A 19,000-nucleotide genomic window follows, 5' to 3' on the forward strand; every position below is an offset into this window, starting at 1 on the left:
GAGGGAAGGTGCCGACATGGGTGACCTGCGCAAGCCGTTCCTGTTGCTGGCGATGCTCGCCATCGTCCTGGCGCTCGGCGTCGAGGTGGGTGCCGGGTTGTTGCTGGGCGGCGCTGACGCCGGCGCGGCCCTGGCCGACAGTGCCGGCGCGTTGGACGTGGACCTCGACGAGGTGTCCGGGGTCAGCGAACCGTCCGGCCGGGGCACCGGCTACCTGGCGTTGATCGACGCGGTGGCGGTCTGGAGCACCGGGCTGTTCTGCCTGGGCATGCTGCTGCCCGAGCGGGTCCAGGGTCGGGTGCAGGGGGTCGCCAGCCTGATCTTCTCGATCATCCTGATCATCGTCGGGCTGGTCGCGCTCGTCATCGCGTTCGTGGAGCTGATGATCATGGTGTCGCTGTTCCTGGCTGTCCCGTTCGGCACGCTCGCGTACCTGGCGCTGTGGGGTTTCTTCCCGGTCGGCGACGCGGCGGTGCTGCTCGGGCTGGTGCTGCTGCTCAAGCTGGTGTGGGCCGGGCTGCTGGTGCTGGCCCAGCCGCGCTTCCTGCAGAACAAGGGCCTCGTCCTGCTGATCCTCACCACCCTGCTGTGCACTGTCGTCCTGGAGTTCCTGCACCACCTGGTACCGGTGATCCTGGTCAGCATCGTCGACGACGTGGCGGCGCTGGTCTTCGCGGTGATCGCGATCATCTGGGGGCTGGTGCTGCTGATCGGGTCGATCCCGGCGATCGTCAAGGCCGTCCGGGTAACAGCCGCCCTGCCAACCACCCACCCACCCCGGTAACCCGCCTCCCGCCCCCAGTGCCCCCCGGTGCCCCCCGGTGCCCCCCGGTGGCCCCCGGTGGCCCCCGGTGATCATGAGGTTATTGCCCTCCCGAGCGGCGTGTCGTGGCAACAACTCCATGATCGACGCGCGAGACGCGTGGCCCGGCGGCGGGTTTAGTCCACCTTGGTTAGGAGGGGTTTGCCTTTTTCCACCACGTAGGTGGCCAGCTCTACCGCTATGCCGTCGCCTACGTTGCGGGCCTGGTGGTGGACGCCGTAGGGGACGGTCAGCGCGTCGCCGACATTGCACACGATCGGCGGCTGGCCCTCGAGGGTGTACTCCAGGGTGCCCTGCAGAACGCAGATGATCTCTTCGCCGGGATGGAAGTGCTTGAACGGCGGCGAGTCGGGGGTGAACTCCACCCGACTCTGGATGACCTCCCGGCCAGGAATGCTGAGATCGTGTTTCTGGAGATCGACGCGCCACAGTCCCGGTGCCCCCTGCACCGCTGTCGGGCTGATGCCCTCGGGTCGATCTGTCCCACTCATCTCGGCCTCCTGCACGCCGCCGTGCGGACGGCACCCGCCCACGGTTGGCGATCCTCCCGAGGATAGGTGGCCGCGGACCCGTCGGGGCGGGGATGCCGAGAAAGCGAGCCCCGTACCCCGGTCAGGTCGCGGGACGCGGCGGCGCCGGCCCCGGTCTCGCGGCCAGGGCGGCGGCGGTGGCGCGGTCCAGGGCACCGTCGGCGACGACCACCGCGTGCCGGCCCCGCCGCTGTGTGCCGGCCGCGATGGTCACCGGCCGCTCGAACGCGAACGCCACCCCGACGCCCGGATACATCGCGGTCCGCGTGAACCACCTGTCGCCGTCGCCGAGACCACTGAAAACCAGGGTGTACGCCCGCCCGTCCGGCCCGGTCCCGACCAGCGCGATCCAGGACTCGGCGGAACCGTTCACCGCCTCCTCCCCCGTCGCCGAGGCGCTGAACACCGACGCGGGCCCGCTCGAGACCGCCCGCCAGAAGAACCCGCCGTAGCCGGCGCCGTCGGGGCGCCCGTTGGTGGCCGGGCTGCCCAGCCGCACGTCCTGCCCGGCCGGGGCCCGCAGCGTGTAGTCCAGGTCCAGCCGCCAGGCCGACACGTCCCCGGTCAGCGCGACGGCGTCGAGTCGACGGACTTCGGTGAGCAGCACCGCCCCGTGCGGGTCGCGCCACTCCAGTCGGTGCGCCAGCCGGTCGGCGGACCGCTGCGCCCAGCCGGTGTGCGCGATCCGCCCGTGGTCGTCGCGCCAGGTGTAGCCGACGTCGCGGACGTAGGTGCGCCCGCCCCAGAGGTTGCTGCCGTTGACGTCCTGCACGGCGAGGGAGGCGCCGAGGTGCCACACGTGGTCGGCGGGCAGCGCGTCGGTGACCACCGTGCCACCCAGGGTGCGGACCGGATGCAGGTACGGTCGCGGCCCGTGCCGCGCGTCCAGCGCCGGGTCGACCACGTACCGGGCCACCTCCGTCGCCCCGACCACCAGCCGTACCGGCTCCCGCTCGGCGCTCACGGCGACTCCGGGTCGGCGGTAGCCGGCCGACGGTTGACGCCGCCAGCAGGGACCGGCCGACGGGCGACGACACCAGCAGGGACCGGCCGGCGGGCGACGACACCGGCAGGGACCGGCCGGCGGGCGACGAGACCGGCGGAGACTGGCCGGCGGGCTGCGACGGCGTGCAGGGCGGCCACGGTGTAGCCGGCGAGGATCGGCACCGCGACCGGGGTGACCAGCACGGCGAGCAGCCCGGCCAGCGCGGTCACCCCGGTGAACGCGGCCCAGCGAGTGGGCGCGTCGAGGCAGGCACGGGCGGCGGACCGGGCCGCCGCCCGCCACCGCCCACCCCCGTTGCGGCCTACCTCGACGACGACCAGCCCGGCGTACCCGGTCAGACCGGCCGTGACCAGCGCGGTCACCACCAGCGCCGGCGGGCCGCCCGGCACCCGGCCGGTGGCCAACGCCGCCAGGTCGGCGGCGAGCAGCCCGGCCACGGCGAGCGCCAGCAGGCTCACCGGCACGCCGGGCAGCGCCGCGCGACGAAACCGGCGCAGGGTGACACGTGCCGACGGCCAGCTTCCGGTACGGGTCCAGTCGTGCACCGCCGCGCTGGCCGTGCCGGCCGACGCCGCCGCGGTGAGCAGCGGTGCCGCGGCGAGGGTCAGCAGGATGCCGAGCAACGCCAGGTCGGCGGCGTCGCGCAGGACGTCGCGCCAGTCCCGCCGGCCGCCGGTTTCCGCCGGTTCAGCCCTTGATGCCACCGGTGTTGATCCCCTCGACGAGCATCCGTTGGAAGGCGACGAAGAACAGGAAGACCGGCAGCAGCGACAGCACCGACATGGCGAACATCGGCCCGACCGCGCTCTGGCTGGTCGAGTCGATGAACAGGGTCAACGCGACAGGCACGGTGTAGTCCCCCAGTTCGGACAGGAAGACCAGTTGGCGGAAGAAGTCGTTCCAGGTCCAGATGAACGAGAAGATCGCGGTGGTGACCAGCGCCGGGCGGCTCAGCGGCAGGATGATGTGCCGGAAGATGCCGTACGGGCCGGCGCCGTCGATCCGGGCCGCCTCGTCCAGCTCGCGGGGAATGCCGCGCATGAACTGCACCATCAGGAAGACGAAGAACGCCTCGGTGGCCAGGAACTGCGGGATGAGCAGCGGCAGGTACGGCCATTCGCCGCCGACCAGGCCGAGCGTGCGGAACAGGATGTACTGCGGCACGATCAGCACGTGTTGCGGCAGCAGCAGCGTGCCGATCATGACGGCGAACCACACCCCGCGCAGCCGGAACCGCAGCCGGGCGAAGGCGTACGCGGCCAGCAGGCAGGAGAGCCCGTTGCCGACGACGGTGAGCAGGCTGACCATCGCGCTGTTGAGGAAGAACCGGCCGAAGCTCACGTCGAAGTTGGACCACCCGGCGGTGTAGTTGCCCGGGGAGAAGCGCTCCGGCAGCAGGCCGACGTTGTTGACGATCTCCTCCTGGGACTTCACCGAGGTGCCCACCATCCAGATCAGCGGGTAGAGCACCACGGCGAGGATCGCCACCAGGATCAGCAGTCGCAGCACCGGCCGGCCGGTCGGGCGTCGCGGGGCGACCGGCCCCTGGGTCACCGTCACCGGTCCTCCGCGTCGGAGTAGTGCACCCAGAACCGCCCGGTGCTGAAGAAGATCGCGGTGATGACCGCGATGGCGAGCAGGAACACCCAGGCCATCGCCGAGGCGTAACCCATCTGGAGATCGGTGAAGCCGGTGATGTAGAGGTTCAGCGTGTACATCAGCGTGGAGTCGACCGGGCCGCCGGTGCCGTTGCTGAGCACGAACGCCGCGGTGAAGCCCTGAAACCCGTTGATCGTCTCCAGCACCAGGTTGAAGAAGATGACCGGGGAGAGCATCGGCAGGGTGACGTTGCGAAACTGTCGGAACCGGCCGGCGCCGTCGACCGACGCCGCCTCGTACAGCTCGGTGGGCACCTGCTTCAGCCCGGCCAGGAAGATCACCATCGGTGCGCCGAACTGCCAGATGGCCAGCACCATGAGCGTCTCCAGGGCCCAGTCCGGGTCGTTGACCCACGGCTTGCCCTCGATGCCGACGAGGCTCAGCAGCGAGTTGAACGCGCCGTCGCGGTTGAACATGCTGACCCAGACGATGGCCAGCGCGACGCTGCCGCCGAGCAGCGACGGCAGGTAGAACAGCCCACGAAAGAGCCCGACGCCGCGCCAGGCACGGTTGAGCAGCAGCGCCACGCCGAGCGCCGCGGCCAGCTTCAGCGGTACGGCGATCAGCGCGAAGGTCACTGTCACCCGCACCGCGTGCCAGTACGACGGGTCGGCGGTGAACATCCGTTCGTAGTTGGCCAGCCCCACCCACTGCACCTCGGCGAACGGGGTGAGGATGTCGTAGTTGGTGAAGCTCAGGTAGAGCGACAGCAGCATGGGGATCGCCGTGACCCCCAGCAGGCCGACGAGCCACGGCGACAGGAAGACGTACCCCGCCCGACCCTCGCCGTGCCGGACGCGTCCGGGCCCTCGGCCGCGGGCGCGGGCGGCTCCGGGGCCGCGTCGGGTCGGGTCGGACGCCGTGGTCAACGCCACGAACGGCTCCTCTCCTCGGCTGGTGGGCACTCAGGCGATGGCGGACTTGCACGCCTCGAGGAACTGGGCGGCGGCCTCGGCGGTGCTCGCGCGGCCGTACTGCGCGTTCTCGGCGGCCTTGATCAGCTCGGACTTGACCTTGCTGTGCCCCTTGATGGGCACCTGCGGCGAGGGGCCGAACTTCTGGGTCAGCTCGGTCTCGACGGCGATCGACTGTTTCATGGCCGGGTCGGTGGTGCCCTCGCTGACCAGCCGGCGCAGGTCCAGGTTGGACGGCAGGCCCCGGTCGGTGCCCAGCAGCGTGACCGCCTCCTGGTCGTTGTACAGGAAGTTGATCACGTCGACGGCGACGTCCCTGTTCTTGCTGCCCCGGAACACCGACCAGTACATCGAGGCCCGCGCCCACTGGGCGCTCGGATCACCGGGGTACGCGATGACGCCCAACTCGTCCTTGGTGTTCTTCTTCAGGTCCGGCATCTGGTTGGCCCACACCCAGGAGGTCGCCGACTTGCCGGTGACCACCAGCTGCTTGGTGACGTCGCTGGAGTTGCCCTCGTGGATGACGTCGGCGGTCGGTGTGGCCCTCCGGTCCCGGGCGCCCTTCCACAGGTCGAACCACGTGGTCACGTCCTCGGCGGTGAACCCCAGCTCCTTACCCTTGTAGAGATCCTTGCCCTGCTGCCGCAGCCACACCCAGAACGCCTTGTAGTCGGCGCTCGGGTCCTGCGTGCCGGGCACCTTTGTCGTGGCGGTGACCTGCTCGGCCCAGGCGATGTGCTGCTCCCAGGTCATCCCGGTGGTCGGCTCGGGCAGGTTGTGCTTGGCCAGCAGCGTCTTGTTGTAGACCAGGCCCTGGGTGTTCTCCCCGGAGGCCAGCCCGGCGAGCTTGCCGTCGACCACGCCGTACTGCCAGAGACTCTCCGGGAACCTGGAGGTGTCCAGCTTTCCGGATTTCTGGTAGGAGGTCAGGTCGAGCGTGGTGTTGCGGGCCGCGTACTCGGCCAGGTAGTTGTCGTCGATCTGGAACAGGTCCGGTGGGTTGCCGCCCGCCGTGAGCGTGGCCAGCTTGTCGAAGTAACCCTGGTTGGCCTGCCAGGTCGTCTCGAATGTCACGTTCGGGTGCTTCTTGGTGTAGAGCGCCAGGGCATCCTCGGTCAGCTTGGCCCGGGCGTCGCCGCCCCACCAGAAGACGGAGAGCTTGACCGGGGCGTTCGGGTCGGCGGCACCGCCGTCGTCGTCGCCGCACGCGGCGGCCCCGGCCAGCAGCGGCGCGGCGACCGTCAGGGCGAGCAGGCCGCGCAGCAGACGCCGCCGAGACAGCGGGGTACGGTCGATGCGCCCGACGGGCGCGTCAGTGGTGGGGTGCATGTGCGCTCACTCCTCGGCGGTAGGAGGCGACGACGTCACCGGTGGCCGTGCTCGGGATTGTTCGGGCCCGCGGGGCGACGCGGGTCCGGGCCGAGCGGCGCGGCCGGGGGACGGGCCGGTCGGGCGTGCGGGCCCGGGCCGGTCGAGTCGCGGATGACCAGGTCGGTCTGGAGCATTACCTGTGCGGTGGTACGACGGACGTCGAGCGCCGTGCCGGCACCGGGCCCCCGCGCGCCGCGCGGTGACTCGATGTCCTGTTGCAGCAGCATGTCGACGGCCGTCCGGCCGGCGGTCGCGGTGGGGGTGGCCACCGTCGTCAGTTTGGGGCGGGTGAGCCGGCTCAGGGTGCTGTCGTCGACCCCGACGACGCTCACCTCCTGCGGCACCCTGACCCCGAGCGCGTCCAGCCCCTCGATGAGGCCGATCGCCATCAGGTCGTTGTAGGCGAGCACGGCCGACACACCACTGCGTCGCACCTGCTCGGCGACGGCGGAACCGCCGGTCACGGTGGGCGCGTTGGGGCCGAGCACGGTCAGCTCCGCGCCGCCGGCCCGGGCGGCCGTGCCGGCGGCCCGGCGCATCTCCCGGTTGGTCCACGAGCTGCGCGGGCCACCGAGCAGCGCGATGCGGCGATGACCCAGGCCGACCAGGTGCTCGACCGCCGCGCGGGCGCCCTGCCCGACGTCCATCAGCACGCAGGGCAGGCCGGTCACCTGGCGGTTCACCACCACCAGTGGCACCTCACGGCTGAGTTGCTCGATCAGGCTGTTGCTCATCCGCGGGCTGCACAGCAACACACCGTCCACCTGCTTGGCCAACGCGTGGACCAACTCCTCCTCGGTGGCCGGGTCCTCGTTGGTGTCGGCCACGAAGACGTGGTAGTCGCGGCGGCGGGCCTGACTCTCCGCCGCCTTGATCAGCGGTGGGAAGAACGGGTTCGCGATGTCGGCGATGATCAGCCCGATGTTGTGCGTACGCCCGGTGATCAGTGCGCGGGCGGCTCGGTTCGGTCGATAGCCCAGATCCTCCGCGCACGCCAACACCCGGACCCGGGTGTCCGGGTTGACCAGGTGCGGAGCGGAGAAGGTGCGGGACACGGTGGAGATGTGCACACCGGACGCCCGGGCGACGTCCCGGATGGTGACTGGCACGGCGGGCCCTTCGTCCGATGTGGTGGCGGTGACGGGGGTGTGGCCCATTAATGCAAACGGTTGCGCCAGTGTCAACGGTCAATGTCTGCGGACGTGCTACGCCCGTGTTTCACTCCGTGACGTTCCGCCCCACAAACGCGGATATTTACCACCGATCGCAGCGTCGTCGTTGACGCGATCACATTGATCGTGATTACTTCACTGCAAACCTTTGCAGCATCACCGGGAAGGCGAGCGCATGTCACCGAGAGCCGACGGGCGGGTCCGGTACGCCATCGTGGGCACCGGCGCACGGGCGGAGATGTTCGTGCGGGCGCTGGTGCTCGACCACGCCGACACCACCGAGCTGGTCGCCTTCGCCGACGTCAACCAGGCCCGGATGGACGCGCACAACCGCTGGCTGGCCGAGCTGGGCCACCGCCCGGTGCCGACCTACCCGGCCGGCGACTTCGCGGCCATGCTGGACTCCGAACGCGTCGACGTCGTCCTGGTCACCAGCGTGGACGTCACCCACGACGAGTACGTGGTGGCCGCTCTGCGCGCCGGCCGGGAGGTGATCACCGAGAAGCCGATGACCGTGGACGCGCCGCGCTGCCGGCGCATCCTGGACGCCGTCACCGAGACCGGCGGTCGGGTGACTGTGGCGTTCAACTACCGCTACAACCCGCTGCACGAGCAGGTCCGCCGGCTGCTCGCCGAGGACGCGGTCGGCGAGATCGGCTCGGTGCACTTCGAGTGGCTGCTCGACGTGCGCCACGGCGCGGACTACTTCCGCCGCTGGCACCGCGACAAGGCCACCTCCGGCGGGCTGATGGTGCACAAGGCCAGTCACCACTTCGACCTGGTCAACTGGTGGTTGGCGGCCACCCCGGTGCAGGTGTACGCGGCCGGCCGGCTCTTCTTCTACGGCGACGGTGGCCGCCGGCACGGCTACGCCCGCGACTACGACCGGGCGCACGGCTCCCCCGACGCGGTCGACGACCCGTTCGCGCTGCGGTTGGACGCCCACCCCCGGCTGCGCGAGCTGTACCTCGATGCCGAGGCCGAGGACGGCTACCAACGCGACCGCAACGTGTTCGCCCCCGGAGTCACCATCGAGGACGACATGGCGGTGCTCGCCCGCTACTCCACTGGTGCCACGATGACGTACCACCTCACCGCCTACGCTCCCTGGGAGGGCTACCGGGTGATGATCAACGGTAGTCGCGGCCGGCTGGAGCTGGAGGTGACCGAGAACGACTTCGTCGACCGGGGCACCGCCGGCGCGGTCAAGGGTGCCGCCCTGCACGGCACCGAGGCGCCGGCCGAGGGCGGTGGCGCGACACTCACCCTGCGCCCGTTCTGGGCACCGCCCCGGCAGATCCCCGTCGAGGGCCGCACCCGGCAGGGCCACGGTGGCGCGGACGCCCGGATGACCGGGGTGCTCCTCGGGGGTCGACCCGACCCGCTGGACCGCGCCGCGACCGCCGACGACGGCGCGTTGGCCCTGCTCACCGGCCTGGCGGCCAACCGGTCCTTCGAGACCGGCCAACCGGTCCGGGTCGCCGACCTGCTCACCCCCCACTGACCTGGAGACGAGGAGCCCATCCCCCGTGCCGACGTCCGACCACACCGACCTGCTCCTGCCCTCCGAACCGGGCCAGCGCGCCCTGGCCCGGGAGCTGTACGCCCTCGCGGCGGAGCAACCCATCATCTCGCCGCACGGGCACGTCGACCCGGCCCTGCTGGCCGCGGACGAACCCTTCCCGGACCCGGCACGGCTGCTCATCGTGCCGGACCACTACCTGACCCGGATGCTGCTCAGCCAGGGCGTCCCCTCGGCGCAGCTGGGTGTGCCCACCCGCGACGGCAGCCCGGTGGAGACCGACGGCCGGGTGATCTGGCGACGCTTCGCCGCGCACTGGCACCTGTTCCGGGGCACCCCGTCGCGGCTCTGGCTGGAGCAGACCTTCCGCACCGTGTTCGGGGTGCACACGCCGCTCGGCCCGACCACCGCCGACACCCTCTACGACGAGATCGCGGCCCGGCTCGCCGAGCCGGACTTCCGGCCCCGGGCGCTGTTCGAGCGGTTCGGCATCGAGGTCCTCGCCACCACCGAGTCGCCACTTGACGACCTGAGCCAGCACGCCAAGCTCGCCGCCGACGGCTGGGGCGGGCCGGGCGGGCGGGTGGTGACCACGTTCCGCCCGGACGACGTGGTGGACATGGAGTACGACGGCTGGGCGGGCAATGTGGACCGGCTCGGCGAGCGGGCCGGCGAGGACACCGGCACGTACGCCGGCTACCTGGCCGCGCTGCGGGCCCGGCGGGCCGCGTTCATCGCCGCCGGCGCGACGTCCTCCGACCACGGCCACCCCACCGCGCGCACGCTGGACCTCACGCCCGAGGAGGCCGAGCGGCTGTACGACCGGGGCCGGCGCGGCGCGGCCGACGCCGCCGACGCGGAGGCGTTCCGGGCGCACATGCTCGTGGAGTTCGCCCGGATGTCGCTCGACGACGGCCTGGTCATGCAGCTGCACCCCGGCGCGGTCCGCAACCACAACCGGTGGCTGCACGCCCGGCACGGCCGTGACGTCGGCGGCGACATCCCGCAGGCCACCGAGTACGTGCACGCGCTCGCCCCACTGCTGGAGCGCTACGGCAACGATCCCCGGCTGCGGCTGGTGCTCTACACCCTGGACGAGGACACCTTCACCCGCGAGCTGGCGCCCCTCGCGGGTGGGTACGCCGCGGTGCTGCTCGGCGCGCCCTGGTGGTTCCTGGACTCCCCCGAGGTGCTGCGCCGCTTCCGGGAGACGGTCACCGAGAGCGCCGGTTTCTACAACACCACCGGGTTCGTCGACGACACCCGGGCGTTCTGCTCCATTCCGGTCCGCCACGACGTGGCCCGTCGGGTGGACGCCGGTTTCCTGGCCCGGTTGGTGGCCGAGCACCGACTGCCGATGGACGAGGCCGCCGAGACCATCGTGGACCTGGCGTACCGGCTGCCCAAACGGGTCTTCAACTTCGGAGGCATCAACACGTGAGCATCACCATCACCTCCGTCGAGGTGCACGACGTGCGGTTCCCGACCGCCGCCCGGGGCGACGGCTCCGACGCGATCAACCGCGGCGACTACTCGGCGACGTACGTGGAGTTGGGCACCGACGCCGGGGCGACCGGCGCGGGGTTCACCTTCACCAACGGTCGCGGCAACGAGATCACCTGCGCGGCGGTCCGCGCCCTGGCCCACCACGTGCGGGGACGCACGATCGAGGAGATCGCCGCCGAGCCGGTGGCGTTCTGCCGCGCGCTCAGCGCCGACGCGCAGCTGCGGTGGCTGGGCCCCGAGAAGGGCGTCATCCACATGGCGACCGGTGCGCTCGTCAACGCGGTCTGGGACCTGCGGGCCACTCTGGCCGGCAAGCCGATGTGGCGGTTCCTCGCCGAGCTGCCCACCGACGAGCTCGTGGCAAGCGTCGACTTCAAGCACATCAGCGACGCGCTCACCCCGGACGAGGCGGCCACCATCCTGGACAAGGGGCGCGACGGCCTGGCCGACCGGCTGGCGACGCTCGAACGTGACGGTTTCGCTTCGTACACCACCTCGGTCGGCTGGCTCGGCTACCCCGACGACAAGGTGCGGGCGCTGACCCGGCAGGCGTACGACGACGGTTGGCGGGCGATGAAGATGAAGGTCGGCGGTCCGCTCGCCGACGACCTGCGGCGGGCCCGGATCATCCGGGCGGAGATCGGCCCGGACGCGCTGTTGATGATGGACGCCAACCAGGTCTGGGACGTGGACGAGGCGATCACCGCGATGGCCACACTCGCCGAGGCGGATCCGTACTGGATCGAGGAGCCGACGCACGCCGACGACATCCTCGGGCACGCCCGCATCGCCCGCGCGGTCGACGAGCTGACCGGCGGGCGGTGCCGGGTGGCCACCGGCGAGGTGGCCGCCAACCGGGTGATCTTCAAGCAGTTGTTGCAGGCCGAGGCGATCGGCGTGATGCAGGTCGACGCGTGTCGGGTCGGCGGCGTCAACGAGGTCCTCGCCGAGCTGCTGCTGGCGGCGAAGTTCGGGGTGCCGGTCTGCCCGCACGCCGGTGGCGTCGGCCTCTGCGAGTACGTCCAGCACCTGGCGATCTTCGACTACCTGCGGGTGGGCACCGGCCTGGACGGGCGGATGATCGAGTACGTCGACCACCTGCACGAGCACTTCGTCGACCCGGTCCGCACCCGCGGTGGCCGTTACCTGCCGCCCGAGCGGCCCGGTTACAGCGCCACCATGAAACCGGCGTCGATCGCCGAGTTCCGCTTCCCGGACGGTCCGGCATGGCGGTGACACTCGGCGCCTCCCGACTCGGCCTGGGCGTGCTGCGCCGACTGCCCGCCGAGGCCCGCCCCCTGGTCCGGCCGGGCACCGTGCCGGCCGGCATCGTCCATCTGGGGCTGGGCGCGTTCCACCGGGCACACCAGGCCGTCTACACCGAGGCGGCGGTCGGCGCGGCCGGCGGCGACTGGGGCATCGTAGCCGTCGCACCGCGCAGCACCGCCGTGGTCGAGGCGCTCGCCGCCCAGGACAACCTGTTCAGTGTCAGCACCCTCTCCGCCGCCGCCAGTGAGACCCGGGTGGTGGGCGCGCTGAGCGGCGTACGGCACGCCCCTCGCGACCCGGACGCCGTGGTGGCGCTGCTCGCCGACCCGGCGGTGCGAGTGGTGACGTTGACCGTCACCGAGAAGGCCTACCAGCTCGACCCGGTGACCGGCCGGCTGTCCCCGGACTCGGCGCTCGCGGCCGACCTGGCCGGCGGTCGACCGCCGACCACCGTGCCCGGATTGCTGCTGCGGGGGCTGGCCGCGCGGGCCGCCGCGGACGCCGGGCCGGTGGCCCTGGTGAGCTGCGACAACCTGCCGGCCAACGGGCGACGACTGCGCGGCATGCTCGACCAGGCGGTCGGCCGGGCCGCTCAGGTGCCCGCCGGGCTTGTCGAGTGGGTGGCCGGCAACGTCACCTGCCCGGGCACCATGGTCGACCGGATCGTGCCGGCCAGCACCCCGGAGACGATCGAGGCGGCCCGCCGGGCGCTCGGCGTGACCGATCTGGCCGCGGTGGCCGCCGAGCCGTACGCGCAGTGGGTGATCGAGGACGACTTTCCCGGCGGCCGGCCCGGCTGGGAGCACGCCGGCGCGGTGCTGACCGGCGACGCCGGCCCGTGGGAGCGGTTGAAGCTGCGCGCCCTCAACGGCGTGCACTCGGCCGTGGCGTACCTCGGCGCCCTGGCCGGTCGGGAGACGATCGCCGAGGCGCTGGAGATCCCGCACCTGGCCGACGTGCTGCGTCGGTTGATCGCCGAGGACGTCGCGGCCAGCTTCACCCCGCCGGACGGGGTCGGGGTGGTCGACTACGGCGAGCAGGTCCTCGCCCGGTTCGGCAACCCGGCGATCCACCACCGCACCCTGCAGGTGGCGTTGGACGGCTCGCAGAAGCTGCCGCAACGAATCCTGCACACCATCGTCGACCTGCGCGCGTCCGGCCGGTCCGCGCGCTGGGGCGCGCTGGTCGTGGCGTCCTGGTTGCGCTTCGCGCTGGGGTACGCCGACGACGGCCGACCGTTGCCGTTGCAGGACCCCCTCGCCGGGCCGATCCGGGCCGCCCTGGACGCCGGCGCGCAGACCCCGGCCGGCGCGGTGGACGCCGTCTTCGCCCTGGGCGAGGTCATCCCGGCGGAGGTGGCCGCCGACGACGAGGTCCGCGCCGAGGTGACCGCCTGGCTGACCGCGTTGGGACGACACGGTGTCGAGGCCACCCTGGCCGGTGCGCGGTGAGTCCACCGCCGGCCGGTGCCCGGTGAATCCACCGCGGGTCGGTGCCCGGTGAGTCCACGGCCGGCCGGTGCGCGGTGAGCGGCGGGGTGAGATCGACGCCGCCGCGGGTGGCGGTGATCGGGGCGAACGGACACGGCCGCTGGCACCGCCGGGTGCTCGCGCCGTTGCACACCACCGGCCGGTTACGGCTGGTCGCCCTGGTCGACGTCCGGCCCGTGGAGGACGATCCGGCGGCGCCGGTGCCACCCGGGGTCGGGGTGTTCACCGACCACCAGGTGATGCTCGCCGCCACCCGCCCCGAGGTGGTGGTGATCTGCACGCCGCCGCACACCCACCTGGCGATCGCCCGGGACGCCCTGGCCACCGGTGCTGACCTGCTGCTGGAGAAGCCGCCGGTGTTGTCGCTGGCCGAGCACGAGGAGCTGACCTGGGCTCTCGCCGCCGCCGGCCGGGTCGCCCAGGTCGGTTTCCAGGCGCTCGGCTCGGCGGCGCTCACCGCGCTGACCGACGCGTTGGCCGCCGGCCGGCTGGGTACGGTCACCGGCATCTCCAGCGTGGCCGCCTGGCAACGGCCGGACGCCTACTACGCCCGCTCCCCCTGGGCCGGTCGACGGAGCCTGGACGGTCGGCCGGTGCTGGACGGCGCACTTGTCAACCCGCTCGCGCACGCCGTGATGCAGTGCCTGGCGATCGGCGAGGCGCTCGGCGGGGCGACGCCCTGGCCGGCCGTGATCGAGGTGGAGCGCTACCGGGTCCGGCCGATCGAGGTGGAGGACACCGCCGTGCTGCGGGTCCTGTTCCGTGCCGGCCCACCCGTGCTGGTGGCGGTGACCCTGGCGGCTGAGGAGTTCGTGGCGGGCGAGGTGGTGGTGACCGGCACGGCGGGCCAGGCGGTGCTGGAATACCCGACCGACCGGCTGCGGATGCCCGGGGACGTGGTGACCCGCCGCGTGCCGGGGCGGCAGGGGTTGCTGGAGAACCTGCTCGCGCACCGGGTCGACCCGTCGGGGGTGCCGCTGATCGCCCCGCTGGCCCGGACCGCGCCGTTCACCGCGCTGCTGGACGCGTTGCGGGCCGCCCCGGAGCCCCGACTGCTCGACGGCGACCTGGTGACCACTGTCGGGGCGGGTGGGCAGCGGGTCCGCCACCTGCGGGGGGTGGTCGACGTGCTGCGCCGGGCGGCCGAGCGGGGGGCTCTCCCGAGCGAACTGGCGGTGCCGTGGGCGGCCACCGCGTACCGCGCCGAGCTGGCGGGATAGGAGGCGACTGCAACATTCCTGCACACTATTCATATTGACCTGCATAAAACTGCGAACCTACCGTTCCTGGTGACTGCCCTGTCACCACCAGCGAATGGGAAGAGTCGATGCGCAGAACCCTCACCGGCGCGACGGTGATCGCCCTCCTGCTCGGTGCCGCCCCGGCCAGCGCCGCCGTCCGCGCCGAGGCACCGCCCGGCCCCGTCCCGCGACTCGCACCATCCGCCGTCGACCGGCTCCCCTGGCTGGCCCGCCAACTCGGACGGCAGACCCTGCCCGAGCGGGACGGCTGGGCCGCCGAGGGCGCCGGCACGACCGGCGGTTCGGCGGCCACCCCCGAACGGACCGCCGTGGTCCACAGCAGGGCTGACCTGGTCGCCGCGTTGGGCGGCGACAATGCCAGCAACGCCACCGACGCCACGCCGAAGCTCATCTACGTCGACGGCGCCATCGACGGCTTCGAAGGGCCAGACGGCACCCCGCTGAGCTGCGCCGAGCTGGCCGACCCGGCGTACCGGCTGGACGCCTACCTGGCCGCGTACGACCCGGCGGTGTGGGGTCGGGTGGCGCCGAGCGGGCCGCTGGAGGAGGCCCGGGTGCGCTCGGTGACCAACCAGACCCACCAGACCCAGATCAACGTCGGCCCGAACACCACGATCGTCGGCCTGCACGGCGCCCGACTGACCGGGCTCACCCTCATGATCGACCGGGCGTCGAACGTCATCGTCCGCAATCTGACTCTCGTCGACACCCGGGACTGCTTCCCCGCCTGGTCTCCGACCGACGGCGAGAACGGCAACTGGAACAGCCAGTACGACCAGATCTCGGTCCGCCGCAGCGAGAACGTCTGGGTCGACCACAACAGCTTCTCCGACGGCGACAACCCGGACAGTACCCAGCCGGTCCACTTCGGACGTCGCTACCAGGTGCACGACGGATCGCTGGACGTCACACACACCGCCAGCCTCGTCACCGCGTCCTGGAACCGCTTTACCGGGCGGGACAAGCTCATGCTGATCGGCTCCTCCAACACCGTCGGGCCGGACCTGGGCCGACTGAGGGTCACCCTGCACCACAACCTCTTTGACGGCGTCCTGCAACGGCTGCCCCGGGTGCGCTTCGGTCAGGTCGACGTCTACAACAACCACTACCGGCTCGGTGGTGACGACTTCCAGTACGCGCTCGGCGTCGGTGTCCAGTCGGCGATCCACGCGCAGAACAACTTCTTCTCCCTGGACCCGTCGCTCGACCCGGCGGACCTGCTCTACGACTGGGGTGGCACCGCGCTGACCGAGCGGGGCTCCTGGGTGCGCCGGGGCGGCGGTCCGGCCCGGCCGGTCGACCTGCTGGCGGCGTACAACGCGACCCACGACCCGGACCTGGGCGCCGACGCGGGCTGGACGCCCACCCTGCGCCGTGATCCCGTCCTCCCGACGCCGCTGGTTCCGCTCGTGGTGAATCCGCTCGCGGGCGCCGACTGGCTGCCGCTCTGACGTCTGCACCACGCGGCCAGCCGTTGATCGCGCGGTCGGGTCGGCGACGTAAGGGCTCATCGATGTGGTGAAGATCGGCTATAAGTGACGCATGGACTTCCCGCCGCACCTGGGCAGCATGCCGATGCACGCGATCACCGAGATCCACGGCGAACCGGGCCTGCTGGAGCGCTTCCGGTTGGAGGTCCAGCAGTTCGACGACGCCGCCCGCGGGCGGTTGACCGCCGCGCTCGACCTGGCCGCCGAGTTGCACCGTGACGACCGGCGCGTTCGTGAGCCGTACCTCAACCACCTGCTGCGGGTGGCGATCCGGTTGATGCACCACTACCAGGTGCGCGACGTGGACGTGATCGTGGCCGGCCTGCTGCACGACGCCGTCGAGGACCACCCGGCCGAGCTGGCCGACGGCCACCCCGGCCCGGACCCGACCGCGGCCGCGCTGGCCGCGCTCACCGCGCGGTTCGGGACGCGCGTCGCGACGCTCGTCGCCGCCGTCACCAACCCGGTGTACGACCCTGAGCGGGACCGCAACACGCAGTACCGGGAGCACCTGGCGGTCAGCCTGGACCGGGAGCCCTGGGCCCGGGTGATCAAGGTGTCGGACTTCACCGACAACGGTGTCGGGGTGATCCACACGGTCGGGCCGAAGGTCGTCTCGTCGGCCCGGAAGTACCGGCCGCTGGTGCCGCTCTTCCGGGACCTGATCGGCCGGCCGGACACTCCGTTGTCGCCGGCGGTGAAGCGGCACATCTTCGGCCAGCTCGACCTCGCCGAGGAGCGGTTCAGCGCCATCCTGGACCAGCCCGCGCACCCCAACTGAGCTGCCGCATCACCCGACCGGGTTCCGTGACAAGTTCTCGGATCTTTGCCGCAACCTGCGGCATTACGGTGGTTTTGCGTCAGTTGGGAGGCATAAGTCCTCTCGATCGAAGTTCTGACGTAACCCCGATCGAGAGGACTCGGACCATGCGCGACCTTTCTCGTCGCGACCTGCTCAAGGCGACGGCCGTCGGCGCCGGAGCGGTCGCCCTCCCCGGAGTGATTGCCGGCAGTTCGGCGTTGGCGGCGGACGGCCCGTCCTTGGGTGGTGAGAAGTTCCCGCCCGCCACGTTGACCGGCCGGATCGTCCGTCCGCAGAGTCCCAACTACGCGGAGGCGAGCCTCGGCTGGGACGAACTGTTCGTGCGCTACCCACTGGTGATCGTCTTCGCTCAGGAGACCCAGGACGTCGTCAACGCACTCACCTGGGCTCGGCAGCACGACGTGGCGCTGCGGGTACGCAGCGGCCGGCACAGTCTGGAAGGCTGGTCGAACGTCGACAACGGCATCGTGATCGACGTCAGTGAGCTGAAGGACGTCCACATCGACCCCGCCTCCCGCAAGGCGAAGCTCGGCGCGGGGCTCACCCAGTCCGAGGCGGTCGCCGCACTCGGGGAGTACGACCTCGCGGCGACGACCGGGGGCGAGGGGACCGTCGGCCTGTCCGGTGCGACCCTCGGGGGCGGTCTCGGTTTCCTCACCCGCTACATCGGCATGGCCTGCGACAACCTGATCGGCGTGGAGATCGTCGTCGCGGCGGGGGCCGACGGCGCCAAGGTGCTCCAGGTGGACCCGTGGAACCACGCGGACCTGCTCTGGGCGCTGCGCGGCGCCGGAAACGGCAACTTCGGGATCGTCACGTCCCTGACCTACCAGGTGGCTCCGCTGGAGAGCGTCGCCTACCTGCAGGCGACCTGGCCGGGCCTCGACAACCTGCACGACATCTTCGACCTCTGGCAGCACACCGCGCCGTTCGCCGACCCCCGTCTCGGCACCCAGGTCGAGGTCCACCCGGGCGAGATCCTGTTTTTCGCGGTGCTCGCCGAGGGTTCGGAGGCCGAGGCGAGGAGGCTGCTGGAGCCGCTCCTCTCGATCGGCAACCCCGAGGTCACCGTGCGGGTCGGCGGCTGGGGCGAGACGTACGCCGGATTCCAGGTCCCGAGCGACGAAGATCCGGGGAAGTGGAAGTTCTACTCACAGTTCACCAGGGAGCCTTTCCCGGCAGAGGCGATCAGCATCGTCCGCCGGTTCATGGAGAAGGCACCGTCGCCGGACAGCAACTTCTTCGCCCAGGCCTTCGGCCGGGGAGCCCAACGGCAGGAGCCCTTCGGCGGCGCGGCGTTCGCGCACCGCGACTCGCTCTTCTACTCCGAGCCCGGCGCGGGCTGGGGCACTCGCGGCGAGCCGGACAGCGACGACGCCGTCACCCCGATCGCCCAGGCCTGGATCGCCGAGTTCAGCCTGGCGCTGCGGCCCTACGTGGACGGCGCCTACGTCAACGTGCCGAACATCGGCATGGCGGAGTGGGAGGAGGCCTACTGGGGACGCAACTTCCCGCGGCTGCGCAAGATCAAGACGAAGTACGACCCGCACAACGTCTTCCAGTACGAGCAGAGCATCCCACCCGCAACCCACTGACCTGGATGGCCGGCGGCCCGGGTGACACCACCCGCACCGCCGGCCACCCCCAACCTCGCCCCCACCAACCAGCCCCACCCCAGCTTGCGCGCGGCCCCACCCCACCCCACCCCATCCCGCCCTGACCGGCCCGGCCCGGCCCTGCCCGGCCCAGCCCTGCCCGGCCCAGCCCAGCCCTGCCCGGCCCGGCCCGGCCCGGCCCGGCCCTGCCCGGCCCAGCCCTGCCCGGCCCAGCCCGGCCCAGCCCGGCCCAGCCCGGCCCAGCCCGGCCCAGCCCGGCCCAGCCCGGCCCAGCCCGGCCCAGCCCGGCCCAGCCCTGCCCTGCCGCAACCCCAACCCACCTTCTGCGCAGCCCCTCCCCACCCCACCTTGGGGCGCGTCCTTTGCTCTGCACCCGCGGAGGCGACACTCACGGTCTGTAGCTGGTGCCTCCGCGGGTGCAGAGCAAAGGACGTGGGGACCGCTGACCGTCGCCGGGCCGCGCGGGGCAAGCCGGATGGAGCGGGCCGAGGCGGGCCGAGGCGGGCCGGACGGAGCGGGCGAGCCGGACGGGGCGAGGCCGGCCGGA

The 19,000-nt window shown here is 71.9% G+C and carries 16 protein-coding genes; 9 read left to right on the forward strand and 7 right to left on the reverse strand.

Annotation, left to right across the window (positions count from 1 at the left end; genetic code table 11):
• Positions 1-16: 16 nt before the first annotated feature.
• The gene (locus tag AB0B57_RS00150; RefSeq protein ID WP_357063228.1) at positions 17-784 is read left to right on the forward strand and encodes a hypothetical protein; all 768 of its coding nucleotides are present in this window, start codon (positions 17-19) and stop codon (positions 782-784) included.
• Between the two features lie 155 nt (positions 785-939).
• Here the strand turns inward: AB0B57_RS00150 and AB0B57_RS00155 are convergent, their stop codons facing one another.
• The 7 genes from AB0B57_RS00155 to AB0B57_RS00185 all read right to left on the reverse strand — a co-directional run bounded on the left by AB0B57_RS00155 (position 940) and on the right by AB0B57_RS00185 (position 7,412).
• Positions 940-1,314 (reverse strand): cupin domain-containing protein, encoded by a 375-nt coding sequence (locus AB0B57_RS00155; protein WP_357063231.1) that lies wholly within the window; start codon positions 1,312-1,314, stop codon positions 940-942.
• A gap of 121 nt (positions 1,315-1,435) precedes the next feature.
• Positions 1,436-2,317, reverse strand: coding sequence for a PmoA family protein (locus tag AB0B57_RS00160; protein WP_357063234.1), 882 nt, complete (start codon positions 2,315-2,317; stop codon positions 1,436-1,438).
• Entirely contained in the window at positions 2,314-3,063 is a 750-nt protein-coding gene (locus AB0B57_RS00165; RefSeq protein ID WP_357063237.1) for a hypothetical protein, read from the reverse strand. Before AB0B57_RS00165 ends, AB0B57_RS00160 begins: the two co-directional genes overlap by 4 nt.
• Entirely contained in the window at positions 3,047-3,913 is an 867-nt protein-coding gene (locus tag AB0B57_RS00170) for a carbohydrate ABC transporter permease (RefSeq protein WP_357064475.1), read from the reverse strand. The genes AB0B57_RS00165 and AB0B57_RS00170 overlap by 17 nt, the downstream gene beginning before the upstream one ends.
• Before the next feature lie 2 nt (positions 3,914-3,915).
• Entirely contained in the window at positions 3,916-4,893 is a 978-nt protein-coding gene (locus AB0B57_RS00175; RefSeq protein WP_357063240.1) for a sugar ABC transporter permease, read from the reverse strand.
• A gap of 30 nt (positions 4,894-4,923) precedes the next feature.
• Positions 4,924-6,261 (reverse strand): extracellular solute-binding protein, encoded by a 1,338-nt coding sequence (locus AB0B57_RS00180; RefSeq protein ID WP_357063243.1) that lies wholly within the window; start codon positions 6,259-6,261, stop codon positions 4,924-4,926.
• Positions 6,262-6,296: 35 nt separating this feature from the next.
• Positions 6,297-7,412, reverse strand: a complete 1,116-nt coding sequence (locus AB0B57_RS00185; protein WP_357063245.1) for a LacI family DNA-binding transcriptional regulator — start codon at positions 7,410-7,412, stop codon at positions 6,297-6,299.
• A gap of 238 nt (positions 7,413-7,650) precedes the next feature.
• Here AB0B57_RS00185 and AB0B57_RS00190 point away from each other — a divergent pair, with 238 nt between their 5' ends.
• The 8 genes from AB0B57_RS00190 to AB0B57_RS00225 all read left to right on the forward strand — a co-directional run bounded on the left by AB0B57_RS00190 (position 7,651) and on the right by AB0B57_RS00225 (position 18,432).
• Positions 7,651-8,979, forward strand: coding sequence for a Gfo/Idh/MocA family oxidoreductase (locus AB0B57_RS00190; RefSeq protein ID WP_357063248.1), 1,329 nt, complete (start codon positions 7,651-7,653; stop codon positions 8,977-8,979).
• Positions 8,980-9,004: 25 nt separating this feature from the next.
• Entirely contained in the window at positions 9,005-10,438 is a 1,434-nt protein-coding gene (gene uxaC / locus AB0B57_RS00195) for a glucuronate isomerase (protein WP_357063250.1), read from the forward strand.
• The gene (locus AB0B57_RS00200) at positions 10,435-11,739 is read left to right on the forward strand and encodes an enolase C-terminal domain-like protein (protein ID WP_357063253.1); all 1,305 of its coding nucleotides are present in this window, start codon (positions 10,435-10,437) and stop codon (positions 11,737-11,739) included. The genes uxaC and AB0B57_RS00200 overlap by 4 nt, the downstream gene beginning before the upstream one ends.
• On the forward strand, positions 11,730-13,223 hold the full coding sequence (locus AB0B57_RS00205; RefSeq protein WP_357063256.1) for a mannitol dehydrogenase family protein: 1,494 nt from the start codon (positions 11,730-11,732) through the stop codon (positions 13,221-13,223). Before AB0B57_RS00200 ends, AB0B57_RS00205 begins: the two co-directional genes overlap by 10 nt.
• An 86-nt stretch (positions 13,224-13,309) precedes the next feature.
• Positions 13,310-14,482: a Gfo/Idh/MocA family oxidoreductase gene (locus tag AB0B57_RS00210; protein WP_357063258.1), complete on the forward strand. Its 1,173-nt coding sequence runs from the start codon at positions 13,310-13,312 to the stop codon at positions 14,480-14,482.
• 107 nt (positions 14,483-14,589) lie between these two features.
• On the forward strand, positions 14,590-15,975 hold the full coding sequence (locus AB0B57_RS00215) for a polysaccharide lyase family 1 protein (protein WP_357063261.1): 1,386 nt from the start codon (positions 14,590-14,592) through the stop codon (positions 15,973-15,975).
• A gap of 91 nt (positions 15,976-16,066) precedes the next feature.
• Positions 16,067-16,795 (forward strand): HD domain-containing protein, encoded by a 729-nt coding sequence (locus tag AB0B57_RS00220; protein ID WP_357063263.1) that lies wholly within the window; start codon positions 16,067-16,069, stop codon positions 16,793-16,795.
• Between the two features lie 146 nt (positions 16,796-16,941).
• The gene (locus AB0B57_RS00225) at positions 16,942-18,432 is read left to right on the forward strand and encodes an FAD-binding oxidoreductase (RefSeq protein ID WP_357063266.1); all 1,491 of its coding nucleotides are present in this window, start codon (positions 16,942-16,944) and stop codon (positions 18,430-18,432) included.
• Positions 18,433-19,000: the final 568 nt, after the last annotated feature.

The organism is Micromonospora sp. NPDC049101 (assembly GCF_040648675.1).
Lineage (GTDB): Bacteria > Actinomycetota > Actinomycetes > Mycobacteriales > Micromonosporaceae > Micromonospora.